General features: G+C 45.9%; 19 protein-coding genes, 2 tRNA genes, 1 rRNA gene, 1 pseudogene and 1 riboswitch. Of the genes and pseudogenes, 10 read left to right on the top strand and 13 right to left on the bottom strand.

The genetic code is table 11. The features are described from left to right. The 5 genes from ACWJJ4_RS13640 to ACWJJ4_RS13620 all read right to left on the bottom strand — a co-directional run. Nucleotides 1–125, bottom strand: a 16S ribosomal RNA gene (locus ACWJJ4_RS13640); the annotation flags it as partial. A 162-nt stretch (nt 126–287) separates the two neighbouring features. After that, nucleotides 288–361: transfer RNA gene (locus tag ACWJJ4_RS13635), tRNA-Gly, on the bottom strand. Nucleotides 362–369: 8 nt separating this feature from the next. Continuing rightward, nucleotides 370–446 (bottom strand) — tRNA-Arg (locus ACWJJ4_RS13630). 303 nt (nt 447–749) lie between these two features. Further along, nucleotides 750–2,168: a sugar porter family MFS transporter gene (locus ACWJJ4_RS13625; protein WP_172614489.1), complete on the bottom strand. Its 1,419-nt coding sequence runs from the start codon at nt 2,166–2,168 to the stop codon at nt 750–752. 428 nt (nt 2,169–2,596) lie between these two features. Beyond that, nucleotides 2,597–3,598, bottom strand: a complete 1,002-nt coding sequence (locus ACWJJ4_RS13620; RefSeq protein WP_039062714.1) for an NADPH:quinone oxidoreductase family protein — start codon at nt 3,596–3,598, stop codon at nt 2,597–2,599. Nucleotides 3,599–3,725: 127 nt separating this feature from the next. Between ACWJJ4_RS13620 and ACWJJ4_RS13615 the strand changes: the two genes are divergently transcribed. The 6 genes from ACWJJ4_RS13615 to ACWJJ4_RS13590 all read left to right on the top strand — a co-directional run bounded on the left by ACWJJ4_RS13615 (nt 3,726) and on the right by ACWJJ4_RS13590 (nt 8,379). Further along, nucleotides 3,726–4,199 (top strand): SRPBCC family protein, encoded by a 474-nt coding sequence (locus tag ACWJJ4_RS13615; RefSeq protein WP_039062713.1) that lies wholly within the window; start codon nt 3,726–3,728, stop codon nt 4,197–4,199. 111 nt (nt 4,200–4,310) lie between these two features. Beyond that, on the top strand, nt 4,311–5,165 hold the full coding sequence (locus ACWJJ4_RS13610) for a manganese catalase family protein (protein ID WP_071392079.1): 855 nt from the start codon (nt 4,311–4,313) through the stop codon (nt 5,163–5,165). Nucleotides 5,166–5,402: 237 nt separating this feature from the next. Next, entirely contained in the window at nt 5,403–6,965 is a 1,563-nt protein-coding gene (locus ACWJJ4_RS13605; protein WP_007409293.1) for an APC family permease, read from the top strand. 116 nt (nt 6,966–7,081) lie between these two features. Continuing rightward, nucleotides 7,082–7,663, top strand: a complete 582-nt coding sequence (locus tag ACWJJ4_RS13600; RefSeq protein ID WP_014304461.1) for a TetR family transcriptional regulator — start codon at nt 7,082–7,084, stop codon at nt 7,661–7,663. Between the two features lie 72 nt (nt 7,664–7,735). Continuing rightward, entirely contained in the window at nt 7,736–8,065 is a 330-nt protein-coding gene (locus tag ACWJJ4_RS13595; protein WP_003156023.1) for a DMT family transporter, read from the top strand. Beyond that, nucleotides 8,065–8,379: a DMT family transporter gene (locus tag ACWJJ4_RS13590; protein WP_102422394.1), complete on the top strand. Its 315-nt coding sequence runs from the start codon at nt 8,065–8,067 to the stop codon at nt 8,377–8,379. The genes ACWJJ4_RS13595 and ACWJJ4_RS13590 overlap by 1 nt, the downstream gene beginning before the upstream one ends. A gap of 59 nt (nt 8,380–8,438) precedes the next feature. Here ACWJJ4_RS13590 and ACWJJ4_RS13585 read toward each other — a convergent pair whose 3' ends face one another. The 3 genes from ACWJJ4_RS13585 to ACWJJ4_RS13575 all read right to left on the bottom strand — a co-directional run bounded on the left by ACWJJ4_RS13585 (nt 8,439) and on the right by ACWJJ4_RS13575 (nt 11,167). Continuing rightward, nucleotides 8,439–9,653, bottom strand: coding sequence for a CynX/NimT family MFS transporter (locus ACWJJ4_RS13585; protein ID WP_015416938.1), 1,215 nt, complete (start codon nt 9,651–9,653; stop codon nt 8,439–8,441). Continuing rightward, nucleotides 9,643–10,329, bottom strand: a complete 687-nt coding sequence (locus tag ACWJJ4_RS13580; protein ID WP_003156026.1) for a FadR/GntR family transcriptional regulator — start codon at nt 10,327–10,329, stop codon at nt 9,643–9,645. Before ACWJJ4_RS13580 ends, ACWJJ4_RS13585 begins: the two co-directional genes overlap by 11 nt. 121 nt (nt 10,330–10,450) lie before the next feature. Beyond that, complete coding sequence (locus tag ACWJJ4_RS13575) at nt 10,451–11,167, bottom strand: GntR family transcriptional regulator (protein WP_007409298.1); 717 nt, start codon at nt 11,165–11,167, stop codon at nt 10,451–10,453. Between the two features lie 177 nt (nt 11,168–11,344). Beyond that, a riboswitch (purine riboswitch) is annotated at nt 11,345–11,444 on the top strand. A 54-nt stretch (nt 11,445–11,498) separates the two neighbouring features. On the opposite strand from ACWJJ4_RS13575, the gene ACWJJ4_RS13570 reads away from it, so the two are divergent. Further along, nucleotides 11,499–12,659, top strand: a complete 1,161-nt coding sequence (locus ACWJJ4_RS13570) for an MFS transporter (RefSeq protein WP_007409299.1) — start codon at nt 11,499–11,501, stop codon at nt 12,657–12,659. Between the two features lie 51 nt (nt 12,660–12,710). Here ACWJJ4_RS13570 and ACWJJ4_RS13565 read toward each other — a convergent pair whose 3' ends face one another. Beyond that, nucleotides 12,711–13,277, bottom strand: a complete 567-nt coding sequence (locus ACWJJ4_RS13565) for a YdhK family protein (RefSeq protein WP_070082687.1) — start codon at nt 13,275–13,277, stop codon at nt 12,711–12,713. Between the two features lie 196 nt (nt 13,278–13,473). Between ACWJJ4_RS13565 and ACWJJ4_RS13560 the strand changes: the two genes are divergently transcribed. Then, entirely contained in the window at nt 13,474–13,647 is a 174-nt protein-coding gene (locus ACWJJ4_RS13560; protein ID WP_003156030.1) for a hypothetical protein, read from the top strand. Nucleotides 13,648–13,699: 52 nt separating this feature from the next. On the opposite strand, the gene ACWJJ4_RS13555 is transcribed toward ACWJJ4_RS13560, so the two are convergent. Beyond that, nucleotides 13,700–15,058, bottom strand: coding sequence for a serine hydrolase (locus tag ACWJJ4_RS13555; RefSeq protein WP_015416935.1), 1,359 nt, complete (start codon nt 15,056–15,058; stop codon nt 13,700–13,702). 136 nt (nt 15,059–15,194) lie between these two features. Further along, nucleotides 15,195–15,464, bottom strand: coding sequence for a hypothetical protein (locus ACWJJ4_RS13550; RefSeq protein WP_015416934.1), 270 nt, complete (start codon nt 15,462–15,464; stop codon nt 15,195–15,197). A gap of 233 nt (nt 15,465–15,697) precedes the next feature. Between ACWJJ4_RS13550 and ACWJJ4_RS13545 the strand changes: the two genes are divergently transcribed. After that, nucleotides 15,698–15,952: a hypothetical protein gene (locus ACWJJ4_RS13545; protein WP_015416933.1), complete on the top strand. Its 255-nt coding sequence runs from the start codon at nt 15,698–15,700 to the stop codon at nt 15,950–15,952. Nucleotides 15,953–16,009: 57 nt separating this feature from the next. Here ACWJJ4_RS13545 and ACWJJ4_RS13540 read toward each other — a convergent pair whose 3' ends face one another. Beyond that, nucleotides 16,010–17,203, bottom strand: coding sequence for a macrolide family glycosyltransferase (locus ACWJJ4_RS13540; RefSeq protein ID WP_070081443.1), 1,194 nt, complete (start codon nt 17,201–17,203; stop codon nt 16,010–16,012). A 140-nt stretch (nt 17,204–17,343) separates the two neighbouring features. Then, nucleotides 17,344–18,030 carry a GntR family transcriptional regulator gene (locus ACWJJ4_RS13535; RefSeq protein WP_060386780.1) on the bottom strand — a complete coding sequence of 229 codons (687 nt, stop codon included), beginning with the start codon at nt 18,028–18,030 and terminating at the stop codon, nt 17,344–17,346. Between the two features lie 191 nt (nt 18,031–18,221). Here ACWJJ4_RS13535 and ACWJJ4_RS13530 point away from each other — a divergent pair. Continuing rightward, nucleotides 18,222–18,589, top strand: a pseudogene (locus ACWJJ4_RS13530) (isocitrate/isopropylmalate family dehydrogenase); the annotation flags it as partial. Between the last annotated feature and the right edge of the window lie 304 nt (nt 18,590–18,893).

The raw sequence follows: 18,893 nt of genomic DNA, 5'->3' as shown, positions 1-18,893 counted from the left end.
ACCCACGTGTTACTCACCCGTCCGCCGCTAACATCAGGGAGCAAGCTCCCATCTGTCCGCTCGACTTGCATGTATTAGGCACGCCGCCAGCGTTCGTCCTGAGCCAGGATCAAACTCTCCGATAAATGGATCACAGACTACATTCACTGCATCCTGCAGTAACGTCTGTGTGATCTGCATCATGCAGACCTTAGTTTGACTGACTACGCACATTGCTGTGCGATTTATTTAAAACTTTGAATTAACAGGTACGTTTTGTCTTGTTTAGTTTTCAAAGATCATTATAATGGAGCGGGTGATGAGAATCGAACTCACGACATCAGCTTGGAAGGCTGAGGTTTTACCACTAAACTACACCCGCATTTGAATTGGCGCGCCCGAGAGGAGTCGAACCCCTAACCTTTTGATCCGTAGTCAAACGCTCTATCCAATTGAGCTACGGGCGCTTATCAGGCGACTTAACTATCATACTACCAATCAGTTATGATGTCAAGTATTTTTTTATTAATTTTCGAAGTCTTTTTTCTCGACCTCATTTATTATACACGCTTTTGAGAATTTGTAAAGTCTTTTTTTCAAAAGATCATTTTCTCATTTGTCGTTATCGCTTTGTTCATCAGCGACGTTTAATAATATACCATGCACTTTAAATTAGGTCAACACTTTTACGAAACTTTTTTCCCGCTTATTATTCCCTTCTATATAATAAGTAAAAAGCGGGATCCCCAGGAACCCCGCGTCTATTCAGATTACCCGCTCACCTCGGCTTCTGCGCTATTACGATCTGTTTTTTCATAGGCACGGAAGTTTTGTTCAAGCTGTTCGAGCGACAGACCTTTCGTTTCCGGAAGGAACCTTTTCACAAATATAACGGACGCTATCCCTAACAGGACAAAAATGAAGAAGGTTGCAGACAATCCGATGTTTGCGAGCAGGATCGGAAAAGTTAAACCAACAATGAAGTTCACGATCCAGAGGCAGAAGACAGTGACCCCCATACCAAGCCCCCGCAAACGCAGCGGGAATATCTCCGACAGCATCAGCCAGGTCACCGGAGAGACAGCCCCCTGCTGAAACGCAAGGAAAGTGACTGTTAATGAAAGAACCACATAAGGAAGAGCAGGCGATCCTTTCAGCACGACAGACAGAACTCCGATCAAAAGCAGCACCGCAGTCGTTCCGATGAGCCCCGTCATCAGCATCGGGCGGCGGCCGACTTTGCCGAGAAGCCATATTCCCACAAAAGTCGCGAGCACTGAAATCACACCGTTAGCGATATTGCCGATTAATGCGGCTTTTGTCTCGAAACCGGCATCTTTTAAAATTTGAGTTCCATAATACATAATTGAATTCACGCCGGTGAGCTGCTGCACTACCGCAATTCCGATCCCGATAAACACAATGCGGCGCACCCACGGAACGGCAAGATCCTTAAAGGTCGCCTGCTCCATCTGAGCTTCCTTATGAAAGGCAGATTCAATCTCAGCGAGCTCAGACTTCGCTTTCTCTTCATTCCTTATTCGCCGGAGAACGTGCAGAGCATCTTCTTTTCTTCCTTTAGAAACCAGCCAGCGCGGACTTTCAGGAACTTTCAGCATACCGAAAAACAAGAATACCGCCGGAAGGGCCGCGATAACGAGCATATAACGCCAAGCGTGAGAGGTATCACCAAGCACATTGCCGATGATAGCATTACACGTGAAGGCAAGCAGCTGGCCCGTTACAATCATCAATTCATTTTGGGTAACCATTCTCCCTCGGCTTTCCGCCGGCGACATTTCAGCCAAATATGCCGGAACGGTTACGGATGCTCCCCCGACGGCAAGCCCCAGCAGAAAACGGGAGATGATCATAACCGACACGTTAGGCGCCAGTGTACACCCAAGCGTCGCTGCAAAGAACAAAACGGCAAGGATAAGGATATTTTTACGTCTGCCGTTATAGTCCGACAATCTCCCTCCGAAAACCGCGCCGATCGCAGCCCCCAAGAGCAGGGAGCTCGCCACCATCCCTTCAGTCAAAGCGGTAAGATTAAGCTGGTCAGCTTCCGCCATAAACGGCAGCGCCCCATTAATCACACCGGTATCGTAGCCGAAAAGAAGTCCCCCGAATGTCGATACTAAAATGATGGTTCTCAAAAATGAATGCTGGCTGCTATTTTTATTCATCTTCAAATCCTCCTAGTTTTTACACAGAGATAATATCAGAATATTCAGTTATCAATATTTACACCTCTAACGTCTGCATACAAGTTCTGACGTCCAAAACAGTTATATAAGAAGAAAATGTTCCGAAAGCGTTATCATTTATAGTGATTATTCGCTCTCCCCTCTCGCCAAATTGTTATTTTATAGTTACTTTGTAGTGAAGTTATAATGATATTATTGGTACTTATGTTATTATCATAATTTTAAAAGCGCTTTCAGTCAATAAATATTTCAGAAAATTTTATAACTTACCTTTATATTACCTATATATAATCAATTTATATTTTACATCAATTCATTTTCATAACATGATCAATGAATTACCCCTATTATAATCAATAATTGATTACATATTGAAAACCCCCAACTGCTAGTTGGGGGTTTTTGTTTTATTCTTCGTTTATTGTAACAATCGTTCTCCCTCTCGCTTCTCCTTTTAAAAGGGCAGGAAGCGTATCCGGCAGCTCTTCAAGTGTAATTTCCTTTTGAATAAAGGCCTCCAGATCTGCAGGCTTGAAGTCATCAGCTAAACGCTGCCATATTTTCTTTCTTGTCTCCATCGGACAGAATACGGAATCAATTCCCAAGAGACTGACGCCGCGCAATATAAACGGAAAGACTGTAGCCGGGAGTTTCGTTCCCGCTGTCAGTCCGCTCACAGCAACTGATCCGCCGTACTGAATCTGACTGAGAACTGAAGCAAGCGGCTCACCTCCGACCGGATCGACGGCCGCTGCCCATTTTTGTTTTTGCATCGGTTTTAACGTGCCGTTATACACTTCGTCACGGTGAATGACCGTCTTTGCTCCGAGGCTCTTCAAATACCCGCTTTCTTCTTCTTTTCCCGTACTGGCCTCGACCTCATAACCTAAGGTTGAAAGAATGGAGACGGCAAAGCTTCCGACGCCGCCTGTCGCTCCCGTCACCAGCACCTTCCCTTTTTCAGGAGCGGCATGGTTTTCTTCAAGACGCTGGACGGACAATGCGGCAGTGAAGCCGGCGGTTCCGATCGTCATGGCTTCTTTAAGTGTCAGACCTTCAGGCAGCGGCACGATCCAATCTGCCGGAATGCGGGCCATCCCGCTATAGCCGCCAAAATGGGAAACGCCTATGCCGTAGCTTGTCGCAATGACTTTGTCCCCTTCTTTAAAACGGGCGTCATCTGAAGAAACGACGATTCCCGCTAAATCAATTCCCGGCACGAAAGGATACGACGTTACGATCTTGCCGTCAGGAATGGCAGCCAAGCTGTCTTTATAATTCACCCCTGAGTAGCAAACCTTAATCAGCACTTCACCCTCGGGAAGATCCTGAACCGCCAGCTCCCGTACGCTGACTGAAAACCGGTCTTCATGTTGATCGACTACTAACGCTTTAAATTGATCTGTCATCACTACGTCTCCTTAAAATGAATTGAATGGCTCTGGAAAAGCATAAAATAAGTTTGATTTGTTTTCAAATGTCCTGCCCTGTGTAGTATGATCAAAAGTAAAAACAGCGAAAGAGTGGTTACGCATCATGTCTGATAAACAAAACAAAGATAACAAAACCAAAAACAACAACAGCAGCAATCAGCCATTACCGGACATTATTCATACCGCCGTTTTCAAGGCGCCGATACAAGTTGTCTGGGATACGGTCTCTACGGCGGACGGCCTGTCTCTCTGGTTTATGCCGAATGATTTCACACCTCAAGAAGACAGTGAGTTTCAGCTGGAATCTCCGTTCGGTCCGTCTCCGTGCAAGCTGCTGGATATTGAAGCGCCGTACCGCCTTTCTTTTTCATGGGATACGGAAGGCTGGATCGTTTCTTTTGTCTTAAAGGAAACGGAAAGCGGAGATACTGAATTCACTCTCATTCACGGCGGATGGAAAGAGCCGGAAGCCGTCATCAATAAAGTCAATCGGAAAAGCTCCGAGATTCACAGTACGATGGATCAAGGATGGAACGGGCTTGTCAACACGAAACTTCGCGGGGCGGTTGAGGCTTAACACAAAAGGACGGACACGCTTTCCGTCCTTTTTTTGATGCCGATACATAAAAACTGACTTTGCAAAGACACTAACAGAAGAACCGAAAACTTCTTTCAGGGGGCGCTGTTTATGTATTATTACAAAGAAGAGCTGATCAATATCATTAAACCGGACAAGCCGGACCCGGCCGCGGCCAAGGTGCTTCAGGAAATTTTAGGCGGGCATTACGGGGAAATGCGGACGATGATGCAATACTTTTTCCAAAGCTCTAATTTCAGAGGAAAAGAAAAACAGTTCCGTGACCTGCTTCGCGGTGTATTTTTAGAAGAGATCGCACACGTTGAGCTCGTCCAGCATACGATTAATGCGCTGCTCGATGAAAGCGGCGCTGAGGGCGCCGGAAATCGGGCAGCAGATCAGGCGCCGCTTGACGAAGCAGTTAAACACGCCAATCCGCACCATTTTATCATCGGGGCGCAAAGTTCTCTTCCTGTAGACGCCGGCGGCAATCCATGGAACGGGTCTTGGGTATACAACCACGGGAATCTGATTGCCGACTTATTGGACAATGTCGTGCTGGAATCAACCGGCGTGCTGCAAAAAACGCGCATTTATGAAATGAGTTCTAACCAGACGTTCAGAGAAACACTCGGTTTCCTGATCGTCCGTGACAACGCCCATCAAAATGCATTTACAAAAGCGCTGGAAACACTGGGTGTCGAATGGGGCAAATTATTTCCCGTGCCGAATTATGATATTGAAAAATACCCGGAATGCCGGAAATTCGTTGAAATGGGTTATCATAATACACAATTTAATTTCAGACTGGATCCGACACGGATCGGAGAAATTCTGCAGGGAACGACGCCGAGCCGAAACGGCGGCGAATTAAGTGTGTCCGAGCCTCCTAAAGGTTTCCCCGTCCCGGAACTTCCCGAGCTTCCGAATGAGCACAGCCCCGGACTGAAAGATATGAACTTGTAACAAAAAACGTCTGTTTCGGGCGTTTTTTGTTTTTCTGAATATGAGGTTTGAATGTGTTCAAAACGGGGAATATAAGCCGGGAGATCTTGCCATACGGCCGTTATTTTGATGTGAGCACATTGCGGTACATACTTCGTTTCGAAAGTTGTCCTAATTTTCCAGCCGGCCGGCTGGGTATGTTTGAATGATAATGGGAATTATGTAAAGAGAACAATGTCTTTTTTAAGGAGGCAGCGAATGTCTAAGCAAGGAAACTTCCAGAAAACTATGTCACTTTTTGATCTTATTTTAATCGGCATGGGAGCCATATTCGGTTCGGCATGGCTGTTTGCCGTCAGTAACGTCGCCTCTAAAGCGGGCCCGTCAGGCGTTTTTTCCTGGCTGATCGGCGGGGGAATCATCTTATTGATCGGCTTAGTTTATGCGGAACTGGGCGCCGCGCTGCCGCGGACCGGAGGAATTATCCGGTATCCCGTATATTCACACGGACACCTGGTCGGATATTTAATTTCCTTCGTCACCATTGTGGCATACACGAGTCTTATTTCAATAGAAGTCACGGCAGTCCGCCAATACGTGGCGTATTGGTTTCCCGGTTTGACCGTAAAAGGCTCTGATTCTCCGACAATTGCCGGATGGATATTGCAATTTGCGCTGCTCTGCCTGTTCTTCCTCCTCAATTACTGGAGTGTCAAAACCTTTGCGAAAGCAAACTTCATTATTTCGATTTTTAAATATGTCGTACCGATTACGGTAATTGTTGTACTGATTTTTCATTTTCACCCGGGCAATATGACCGTTCACGGATTCGCGCCTTTTGGTTTCACCGGAATTCAGGCCGCGATTTCCACAGGCGGCGTCATGTTTGCATACCTTGGGCTGCATCCGATTGTGGCTGTCGCGAGTGAAGTGCAGAATCCGAAGCGGAACATTCCGATCGCATTGATTGTCTGTATTATCGTTTCTACTATTATTTACACCGTGCTGCAGCTCACTTTTATCGGGGCGATCCCGGCGGATACCCTGAAGCACGGATGGCCGGCTATCGGGACTGAATTCTCCCTTCCGTTCAAAGATATCGCCGTTTTGCTCGGTTTGGGGTGGCTGGCGACATTGGTCATTTTAGATGCGATTTTATCACCGGGCGGTAACGGAAATATCTTTATGAATACGACTTCACGTCTCGTCTACGCCTGGGCCAGAAACGGAACATTATTCAGCATTTTTTCTAAAGTCAATAAAGAAACCGGGACACCGCGCGCCTCCCTTTGGCTTTCGTTCGGTCTGGCTGTTTTTTGGACGCTTCCGTTCCCTTCTTGGAACGCTCTTGTCAACGTATGCTCCGTCGCATTGATTCTGTCTTATGCGATTGCGCCGATTTCTTCTGCGGCGCTGAGAGTCAACGCGAAGAATATTAACAGACCGTTTTATTTAAAAGGGATGAGCATCATCGGGCCGCTGTCGTTTATTTTTACCTCTTATATTGTATATTGGTCCGGATGGCGCACCGTATCCTGGCTTCTCGGTTCTCAAATTGTCATGTTTCTGATCTATCTCTGTTTCAGTAAATATGCTCCCAAAGATGATGTCAGCATACGCCAGCAGCTGAAATCAGCATGGTGGATCGTCGGCTTTTATGTCATGATGCTGATTTTCTCCTATCTCGGCTCGTTCGGCCACGGATTGGGCATTATCAGCAATCCGCTTGACCTGATTCTGATCGCCATCGGTTCGCTCGGTATTTATTACTGGGCAAAATATACGGGTCTGCCGAAGGCTATGATCGACAGTGATAAATGACGAATGCCGGAAAGAAGTATGGTCTTCTTTCCGGTATTTTTATGTTAAGGGGTGACAAAAAAGCGAATATGCGATAAAATGAATGACAGTCATTCATAAAAGGAGGAACCCCTCTATTGGCAAAACAAAGCTCGGGAAAATACGAAAAGATCCTGCAAGCCGCGATTGAAGTCATTTCTGAAAAAGGATTAGACAAAGCATCCATTTCAGAAATCGTCAAAAAAGCCGGAACGGCCCAAGGTACGTTTTATTTATATTTTTCTTCTAAAAACGCACTGATATCCGCGATTGCAGAAAACCTGCTCGACACTACGCTGGACAGAATAAAAGGGAAAACGGACGGTTCTGAAGATTTTTGGACGTTGCTGGACATTTTGGTAGATGAGACATTTCACATCACCCGGCTTCATAAAGATATTATCGTTCTCTGTTATTCCGGTCTTGCCATCGATCATTCAATGGAGAAATGGGAAGCCATTTATCAGCCTTATTATTCCTGGCTGGAAGGTGTGATCAATACGGCCATTGAACAGGGTGAGGTCATCAGCGGCATTCATGTCAGATGGACGGCCAGAACGATTATCAACGTTGTCGAGAACGCGGCTGAACGGTTTTATATCGGCTGTGAACAGGATGTCGATCTCGAAGTATATAAAAAAGAAATATTCAGCTTTCTCAAAAGAAGCTTGCAGAAATGATTGGCGGAGACCGATCATTTTTGACCCCCGTAAAAATGACTGACATTCATTCATAACTGAGGTGACTGTATCATGTATTGGCTGCTTGTATTGATAGCCGGATTGTTAGAAGTAGTTTGGGCGTCCGCCCTGAAGCATGCGGATTCGCTCTTTGATTGGATTGGTATTTTCCTTTTGATTGCCGTCAGCTTTCTGATGCTGATCCGCTCTTATAAAAAAATTCCGATGGCTGCCGCATATACCGTTTTTGTCGGAATAGGCACCGTCGGCACATATGTAACGGGCGTCATTTTAGGCGAATCGTTTTCAATCGGGCAAATATTCTTTTTGGCTTTGCTGTTGTCCGGCATTTTAGGAATGAAGGTATTTACGAAAGAAACTGAAACAAGGGGTGAACATTAATGGCATGGCTGCTGTTATTTATTGCCGGAGCGGAGGAAGTTGTAGCGGCCGTTGCCATGAAACATATTGACGGTTTTAAAAAAAAGTGGCCGCTGATTGTCATGGTAACAGGCTTTATGATTTCATTCTTTTGCCTTTCCGGAGCGATGCAGGTTCTTCCCACAGGTGTCGCGTATGCGGCTTGGACCGGCATGGGAAGCATCGGCGTTTCTGCCGTGGGCATACTTTGGTTTAAAGAAAAATTCAATCTGTCACAATTGGTGTCTCTGGGGCTTATCCTCATCGGTGTCATCGGCTTAAAACTGACAGCGTGACGGCCTGAGACAGCTTTTTAAACAAAAAACAAAGGACCCTAAACGGGCCCTTTGTTTTTTTATGCTGTTTTGATCTGTTCCGCTTTTCCCGCTCCGACTCCGAAAATGAAGATCAGAACGGAGACTGCGATCAGCATGAATAACGGAACCGTCCAGCCGTGCGTGATGTCATGCAGCAAACCGAATACAAGCGGCCCGAACGCGGCAAGCAGGTATCCGAATGACTGGGCCATGCCGGAAAGCGCCGCGGCTTCATGAACATGCCGGGTCCGCAGGCTGAAGAACATCATCGCCAGACTGAACGCACAGCCTCCCGCAATTCCGATCAAAATGACCCATAGCGGAGTGAGAGCCGGGCTTCCGAAAAGAACGCCGGCAATGCCGATAAGGAAAAATAAAGCCGTCAGTCCGGCGAGTGCGCGCTGATTTTTCATTTTAGCGGCAGCGATCGGCACAATAAAAGTAATCGGCAGGACTGAGAATTGCATTAATGAAAGCATCCATCCCGCCTTACTTGAGCTGAGTCCATTCTGCTGAAGAATTTCCGGCAGCCAGGCGATGACGGTGTAAAAAATAAGGGATTGCAGCCCCATGAACATCGTCACCTTCCAAGCCAGCGGAGACCGCATCAGACTGTTTTTCTTCTCTCCGTTTGTCCCAGTCGTACGGACGGGCAGTTCGCGTCCTCGCATTTGCGGAATCCACATGACGAACGCAATAAAAGAAAGGATAGCCCAGCAGCCGAGCGCGCCTTTCCAACCTAACCCCGCTGAAGAGGCGATCGGCACGCTGATGCCGGATGCAATCGCGCCGCACAGATTCATAGAAACCGAGTAGACGCCGGTCATGATGCCTAAATTTCCGGGAAACTTATGTTTAATGAGACTCGGCAGCAGGACGTTGCATACGGCGATCGACAATCCCAACAGGATCGTTCCGAAAAAGAGAGTGCCGATTCCGGCGATGGAGCGCAGCAGAGTTCCGGCTGTCAGGACAATTAATGATGACAGTAAGACAATCTCGGTCCCGAAGCGCCGGGACAATAATGGAACAAACGGCGACAGACATGCAAAGGCCAAAAGCGGCACTGTCGTAATGGTGCCGGCAGCCGCATTGGTCATGCCGAGGCTGTCCCGAATTGAGGAAACGAGCGGCCCGACCGATGTCAGAGGCGCTCTGAGGTTGGCCCCTATCAATATGACTCCGATGACCAGCAATATCAGTTTTTTACGATGACTTGCTTGCAGAATTTGATGTTCGTCTTCAATTTTCATGTTCATCCTCCATGTGTATTGTATCTTTAAATACTGTGATGTATTGGTTGACGGCCTCCATGGCCTGATCCGGTTTCTGTCCGATAATCGCGGCGGCAAGCTGGGTGTGGATCCGGATAGCAGGGGTGATTTCCAACAGGTTATGGACTGACGCACAAAGCGCCTCCGTCATATGCTCGTATAGATCAGAAAGCATGTTGTTATGGGCCGCCTGTACAATTGTTTTGTGCAGCTTAATGTCGGCTTCGGCATACCGTTTTCGATCTTCATTTTGCAAGGCCGCTTCACATTCATCCAAGCATGCCTTCAGTGCTTTCAGGTCTTCGTCATTACGCCTTTCCGCCGCCAATCGTGCAGCTTCTCTTTCGAGTGCGTATCTGACTTCTAATGTTTCAAGCAAATTTGATTTTTTAATATGGCGGTAAAATGCCGCGCCGAGAACACTGGATGAGCTGACATACGTACCGCTCCCCTGCCTTGTCTGCAGCAGGCCGGCATGTACGAGCGCCCGAATGGCCTCACGCAACGTGTTTCGGCTCACATCAAATTGCTTCATTAAATCCAGCTCAGGGGGAATGCGCGTCCCGACCGGCCATTTATCCGATTGAATTAACGATTCAATTTGCGCCACCACTTGTTCTACGAGCGACAGTCTGCTTGTTTTGGATATCTCCATCAAAACACCTCTGAAATTTGTAGGATGATTCTATCATTGGGTAATATAACATAAAAGAAGCTACGATGTAAATCAGCGGCAACAAAAAAAGAGTGAGTTTTTCTCTCACTCTTCGGCGCTTTTATGAACGTTTTATATTGACTGAGGTCACGACAAACTTGTCATGACGGTGGCGGGAAAATGAATATTCAAAGGGAGTGCCGTTGTCCAAAAAGCCTACATGCTCGACTTCAAGTATCGGGTCATCCGGCCGGCAGCCGAGATATTGCTGATCCATGTCATCCGACTTGCACGCTCTGATTTTTCTGTGTGAGCCTGCGATTTTGAGCTGCAGTTCCCGCGTAATATGATCGTAGATGGAATGGTTGAGCACCTCGTCATTAATGCCGGGTATAAGGCTCGCCGGCATGTATGTTTTTTCAAGAACGTACGGTTCGCCTTCAACAATTCTGAGCCTCACTACATAATAGACGGGAGTCTTTTCATCGATGGCCAAATGTGCGGCGACATCTTGAGACGGAAACTGCACTTCAAACCGGATGACCTTGCTCTTGATATTTTTGCCTTTTAACAAATTGCTCAAGCCGAGAATTTCGTTGCTGACTACGTGAACGTGCTCATCCTGCATGGCTGATTGGATGATAAATGTGCCGTGCCCTCTTTTTCTGAAAAGCATCCCTTCAGCCGCAAGTGTATCAAGCGCCCGCTTCATCGTCATCCGGCTGCACCCGAACTCCGCAGCGAGCGTCTTTTCATCCGGGATCGGCTGATCTATGTCATATACACTGCTTTTAATCCTCTTTCTCATTTCGTTGGCGATTTTTTCGTACTTATTCATCGGTTTCCTCCGGCTGTATAATGTTTGATCTGTATAGACTCCTTACGGTTATCATAAATTTTTTTCCCTGCTTCATCAATGACGTTACAGCCACCGATATTGAAATTGAAAGGATTTCCTCGAATTTTCTATGGAATCTCCCTCACTATTATGGTAGAATTTTTTGCAGAAACGGACACAGCCGAATATTGCATACATTGTATAACCTCAATGATATGGTTTGAGGGTGTCTACCAGGAACCGTAAAATCCTGATTACAAAAATTGTCCCGTACACTTTTTGTAATCAGGATTTTTTATTTTCTAAAAAATAAAAAAAGGAGTATCTGTACATGAATTTCAAAGTATTTCTGCTTGCAGCATCTACCATCGCAGTCGGATTGGTTGAATTAATTGTGGGCGGTATTCTTCCGCAAATCGCTTCCGACTTAGATATATCCATCGTCAGCGCGGGGCAGCTGATCAGCGTGTTTGCGCTCGGTTACGCGGTATCCGGCCCGCTGCTTTTGGCAGTGACGGCAAAGGCTGAACGAAAGCGGCTTTATTTAATCGCACTGTTTATTTTCTTCCTAAGTAATCTGGTCGCTTATTTCAGTCCCAATTTCGCCGTACTTATGGTGTCACGGGTGCTCGCTTCCATGAGCACAGGGCTGATTGTCGTCCTTTCTTTAACGATTGCTCCTAAAATCGTGGCGCCTGAATACAGAGCGCGGGCGATCGGCATCATTTTCATGGGGTTCAGCTCCGCAATCGCTTTAGGCGTGCCTGTCGGTATTATCATCAGCAATGCCTTCGGATGGCGTGTTCTGTTCTTGGGAATCGGCGTATTATCTCTCGTTTCCATGCTGATTATCAGCGTCTTTTTTGAAAAAATACCTGCTGAAAAAATGATTCCGTTTCGTGAGCAGATCAAGACGATCGGGACCGCCAAAATTGCCAGCGCACATCTTGTCACCTTGTTTACATTGGCGGGGCATTACACACTCTATGCCTACTTTGCGCCTTTTTTGGAAAGAACGCTTCATTTGAGTTCCGTTTGGGTCAGTGTATGCTACTTTTTGTTCGGTCTGTCAGCGGTATGCGGCGGCCCGTTCGGAGGCTGGCTGTATGACCGTTTAGGAGCATTTAAAAGCATCATGCTTGTGACCGTTTCTTTCGCTCTGATCCTGTTTATTCTTCCGCTGACAACGGTTTCTTTAATCATTTTCCTGCCTGCGATGGTGATCTGGGGATTGCTCAGCTGGAGCCTTGCGCCGGCGCAGCAAAGCTATTTAATCAAAATTGCGCCTGAGTCTTCCGATATTCAGCAAAGCTTCAACACGTCCGCTTTGCAGATCGGCATCGCGCTCGGGTCAGCCATCGGCGGCGGCGTGATCGGACAAACCGGTTCTGTCACAGCAACAGCCTGGTGCGGCGGTTTGATTGTCATTATCGCTGTCGCGTTAGCTGTATTCTCTTTAACGAGACCTGCCTTGAAAAGAAAATCCGCATAAATGTGAGACCGCAAAAAAGCCAAAGGAGTTCCTTCGGCTTTGGCGGTCTTTTTATTTTGCGGCAGCAAGCTCGTCTTCTGTCACCCATTTATGATTGGTTACTTTTTGGCCGCCGTCAGTCGGTGTATAGTCGACCATATAAACGGTTGTCTTTTTGGCTGAATCAATAACGGCTTCGGCACCCTTCATGCCTTTCATATGGGATGCCTCGATCACGGCCTTGTCACCCGGTTTTAACGTTTGATCACCGGCGCCCTTCAGCTCTTCCTGAATGACCCATTTGTGATCTTCGACGCGCTTTCCTCCCGTTTCCGGAGTGTAAGATACACTGTAAACCGTTGTATCATAAGCACCTTTTACGGTTCCTTGCGCATTTTTCATGCCTTTCATATGAGAAGCTAAAATCATGACGTCACTGCCGACTTTATAAGTCGGATTTTCGGCCTTCTTTAAACCTTTCGGCACCTCGGATGAACCTGAGTGATTCATGTCTTCGTGAGAGTGCGTTTCTTTGTCTTTCGCTTTTTCGCTTCCTCCTGAAGATTGGCTGTTGCATCCGGCAAGCGCCAGAACGGGGATCAGGAGAAACATGCTGAATAAAAATAGTCTCGCTTTCATTTCAAGAACTCCTTTGCCTTTTTGATTTTTCATTTTCCCTTTCGTTTCTTCGGTAAAACAAAAAGATGGCCTGTCATTTCTCCTAATTCTTCAACTCTCTCTTTATTGCCTTTTATCAGGTGAAATTGTTCACAAAATGTACACATTAATAGAGATGCAGTATAATTCAATTATCAGATAATAGGGGGAACTCATCATGAAAACGAAGGTTTTTGCGGTGGTATTGGGCGCTGTTTTAATGATTGCGGGGTTGGTTTTGGCAGAAGTTTCGCTTTATATGGAATACATCACAATGGTCGGAGCTATGATTTTTTCTTCTATATTTATGTCAGAGCCGAAAAGAAAATTTCGCGTCATCAAAGGGGTTTGACTTCTCTATTACCGCCGTCTTCTCAGGACGGCGGTTTTGTTTTGCATGTCACTCAGTCTATCCGCAAAGCCGTTTCTTCTGTGCCGTCCTGATATAAAACGAAATGCGGGGCTGTTTGTGCTTTATCACCTGCAAATTCAATTTCAAGCGGCAGCGCCCTGACAAAATAACGGGTTTCCGTCATTGGGAATAATTCGAATGGTGTCTGCCCGTCTATTGTAAGATACAATCGGTTTTCTTTTACCGTCACCGATGCATGTGTGTCATCCTGAAATGAGTAATTGCCGGTAAATCTGCTGTAAATCGCAGGATCGATATCTGCTTTTTTCTGATCCGCCGGACGTTTCGGAATCACGTATGGCTGATCAAATAAGATGTTTACGGCCGCGGCAATCACAGCTTGTTCAAATTGATACGATTGTTCCATATTGCTGAGATAAATCAGTGTTTTGTTCTGGTCAATATACCGGATCATCAGAGTTGAATAGCCCGGCCAGCCTCCGTCGTGACTGATAACCTTCCCTTTTTGGCGGCTGTTTTGAATCATCCAGCCAAATCCGTATCCGAATTGCTCTTCTTCATTCCAATAGCCCGGCGTAAACGCTTGATCTTTAGACTCTTTGCCGATGATTTCTTCCGTATAAAGAGCCTGATCAAACAGATATAAATCTCTAATAGTGGAGTTAACGGTTCCGTCACCTTGAATCCCGTCAAGAAAGACGACATAATCGGTTTCCTCAAGTTCATCCGGCAGCACATATTCTCCGGAATGAACATCATACACATAGCCATATGCATAGTTCGGAATGTTTTCTTTACTCAGCCTTCTGTTATAAATCCGCGTATCATGCATACGAAGCGGATGAAATACGGCTTGTTTCATAAATTCAGCAAAACTCATGCCTGATACAATTTCTATAATAACCGCTAACACCGCATACCCCGTATTACTGTAAAGCCAATCCTTGCCCGGCGGGAAATAAGCATCCGGTTTATGCTGCTTAAGCATATCGATCACATCTTGATTAACGGCAATTCTGTCCCGGTCCCAATGTGTTAAAAATAACTCCATATAGTCCGGCAATCCTGACGTATGATGGAGTAAATGCCGAATGGTAATGCCCGGATAAGGAAAATCAGGAAGCCACCGCTCTATCATATCGTCATAACGCAGCTTCCCTTGCTGCTCTAAAATGATAACGCCTAAAGCTGTAAACGGCTTCGATACTGAGGCCAATTCAAAGACCGATTGGTCATTCAGCATCCTCTTTGTTTTCAGTTCTGCAGCGCCGAATGAACCCTGATATAAGATGCGGCCGTTTTCCGCTGCCAATACAGCTCCGTTTATTTCATGTCTTCCGTCTAAAGTGCTGAAAAGCTGTTCAAAAGCTTGTTTTTTCTTATCGTTCATTTCACGAACCTCCATATACAAGCTGATTTACTCTTTTATACGAACAGCCGCTTTAGAAGTTTCAATATTTTTCCTTACTGGAACACCAGTCAGTAAACTGCCGTTCAGGCAGCCGCGGGGGTTTGATGAAGGTCTTTTATTCGCACCATACTGTGCAGGCTTCGAACTCAACATGCTTCTCGTCTTTTTTTGCACCGGCAATTTCCATAGTCGAAAACATCGCACAGACGACGGCTTTGTATTCGTTCATGACGGTTTGAATTTCAATCAGAAACCGTTCGGATGAAGCCGCGTATTCCGTTACGTATTCTTTCATTTTGCCGATAATATCATCTGCCTGACGGATGAAGCCGGCCGCCTCCAAGTCACTCTCAAACTGGTTTTTGTTGATCATATGAATATGCATTTTTCAAGGCCCCTTTCAGCAGCGTTTTGTGGTTATATCCACTGTAAAGGACAGGCTTGGATAAACTTTTAATAAAATATGAACAAAATATGAATTGGCTCATCGGCCTGACCGGCGGGCTTTCGGCTGTGCTCCGTTTCATTTGGACTACCTGAAATAATGACTTCTTTACTCTATGAAAAACAGCTCATATATGATCTAATACCAGTAAAATGAACGTTAGGAGGCGGCCTATGTCAGCAGCAGGAAATCGGCAAAAATTTTGGGTCATGGCGATGCTTATAGCGGTCTTTGCCGTGTTTGTTTTCTCTTTTTCTGAGAATCATTCACAAAAGAACTGGCACACGGCGGTTGACCAGGCGTCAGTGAATGTCTTCGGCCAGCAGATCTTTGAAAAAGACCGTCTGGCAAAAACACTCGACGCACGTGAGGCAGAATCTCTTCTGACTCTTGTGAAACTTGCAAATGAAGAACATCACATCATCTAAAAGCCATTATAAAAAGCCTGTTTCCCTTTGGCAGAGGAAACAGGCTTTTTCCATGTATTATTGAGCATGTTTTTGTTCAATAAACCGGTCGATCCGGGCCAGAACATCTTCCATGTCCATACATTCTTTAAAGCTTTCATTAATGGCTTGAATGCCTTGTTTGTATTTTCCGTTATGCAGCACTTCTTCCGCGGCAAGCTTTACCTTTTCAGCGCTCACTTCATCTTTTTGCACTGTATAGCCTGCATCCAATTCAGTCAGGCGGCGCGCAACCATCGGCTGGTCTTTATCATGCGGAATAACGACCAGCGGCACTTGATAATGAATGCCTTCATTTACACTGTTCATTCCGCCATGCGTGACAAACACGTCGGCCTGCTCCAGCACTTCAAGCTGCGGCACGTACGGGGCGATGATAAAGTTTTCCGGCGCCTGTTTGATTTTCGACAGATCGGCTTTTTCCCCGGCGGCAATGACTACTTTTCCTTCAAAATCTGAGAACGCGTCTATGCACAGATTGAAAAACGCTTCCGTGTCCCCGAGCACCGTTCCCATTGAGATATAAATGACTTTTTCATTCTTTAATGAGTCAATCGGGAAGTCGACGCGCCCTTTTCTCTTCGGAAAACTCGGACCGATAAATAAATACTCATCTCCGAATGTCTCACTTTCGGGCTGAAAATATCTGCTTGTATAGACGACGTTCAATTCACCTGTGTTGTTCATAAATTGAACCATGCTGTCAGGGGCGACACCGTATTTGTCTTTCATCTCGGCCAACAGCTCTTCACATTCCCTGTCCGGCTGAAACGGCACGCCCGATTCCGGATGGAGCGGCAGTATTTTCAGACGGTCTTCATTGAACAGGAAGGATGCTGAAGAAGAGATGCCGGGAATGTTGAGATAATCCCGCACCAGCTCTCCCGCACCGAATTTATCATAATAGACGGCGTCGAATTGAATGTCCTCTGCCAGCCGCTGCACAATATGTAAAATCTCCAGTGACGTTTTGATATGAACCTTTAAAAATGCAAGTATGCCGGACGGACTGCCGGGATCAATGGGTGTCATTCTGAGCAGATCGCTGTGAAGGTGAACTTTCGCTCCTACTCCTTCCAGTCTGCTTTTGTATTTTTCCGTTGAGATATAATGAACGTGATCGCCCCGTTCGCTGAAGGCCTTTGTCATACCCAAAGTCGGGTTTACGTGTCCTTCTGCGGGAAAATTGATCATCAGAATATGTTTCGCCATTTTTCAAACTCCTTTGCCTTTTTTGCGTCTCTTCCATATCCATCATAAATGACGCGGAAAAAATCATGCAAGGAACATCCGTCAGGTCTTTATGACGGTTCGATGACATCGGCAAAAAAAGACAAGGCTTTTCACCTTGTCTATCGTGATGATTCGTCTGTTTCTCCCGCTTTGAGCACACCTTTCAGATGTTCTTCATCATGCTTGAGATGTTCCGTCATATATTGCACGGCTTTTGTTTTATCGCCCTTTTTTATTTCTTCAAAGACTTTCCGGTGCTCATGCAGGATAACCTCCGCACGGTCATCTCCTTTAAAATTAAGAACTCTGCAAAAATGAATCAGCACATTGACATGCTCAAGCAGCATGGCCAGCCGGCTGTTGCGGCTGAAATCCACAAGAAGCCGATGAAACGACTCGTTTAAGGAAATAATCTCAGTCTCTTTGACGCCTTTATTGATGGCTTCTTCCGTCTCCCGCAGCTGTTTTTCAATGAGGTCAATTTCACTCTCAGCCGCTTCATCAATAACCAGTTCGACCGCCAGTGATTCAAGTGACATTCTGATTTGATAAATCTCTTCAACATCCTTAACGGACAAAGAATAAATGACAAAGCCGTTTCGATCGTCTGCCGTCAGAAGCCCGTCCTTTTCAAGGAGCCGCATGGCTTCTCTGACCGGCGACCGGCTGACTCCGAAATCCTTAGCCAGCTGAGTCTCATTCAGCCGTTCACCCGGTTTAAAAATCCCGTCAAATATCATTTTTTTCAATTGGGAATAAAATTGCAGATAATACGGGATTGGCTTATCTAATTTAAAATTATCCATCTTTCCTACCTCTTCATACAATTTAGGCCTTATTGTTACCAAGATCATATAACAGTTTATCTATGGAAGCAACATTCCCGAGCTTGTCAGCATAACGGAGGTGCCGTAATATGGAAGTATAGTTGGTCGAGGGTATTCCGTAAACCGAAAACAATTCATTCGGAGGTGACGGAAACATGAAGACATACTAGATTGTCAGCATACCGGGGGACGGTGTGGGGAAAGAAACAGTTCCGCAAGCGGAACGGGTGTTGAACGCGATCGCCGAATTACATGGAGGCATTGCCTTTGATTTCACTTCTTTTCCGTGGAGCTGCGAGTATTATTTGGAGCACGGGAATATGATGCCGGATGATGGATGAGAAACGTTACAGCACTTTGATGCTTTGTTTTTGGGAGCGGCGGGGACTGCCCATCAAGATACGCCGGGAACCACATCCCCGATTTTGATCTGTTAATCGTCCGGGAAGGTGAGTACAGCTCTGTCGGCAGCAGCATCTATCAGGGTGAAGATGAAATCGCCATTCAATACGCGATCTTTTCCCGGCGGAGTACGGAATGAGTGATCTGTTTTCGAACCGGCAGCGTTCGGCTGGGGTTTTGACAAAGAAATATTACAATTTTTTCAAGAGATAGAGAGAGAAAATTGTATGTCAAGACGCAGCAGGGGAACTGCAAGGAAACGGTAACCCCTCCTTTAATTGTGGTGAAAAAAGAGGATATACCTACAAGACAGGTCGATTGAAGACGGTCTATTGGCATCTTATATCCGCAAATATGTCTTTACACAAAAAAGTTAGAGAGGTAAAAAATATGAAAAAAATATTTTACTTTTTTTTGATATTATATATAATTATAGTATT

It is taken from the genome of Bacillus sp. JK62, from assembly GCF_053663455.1.
This window is presented reverse-complemented; position numbering and strand designations above follow the sequence as displayed.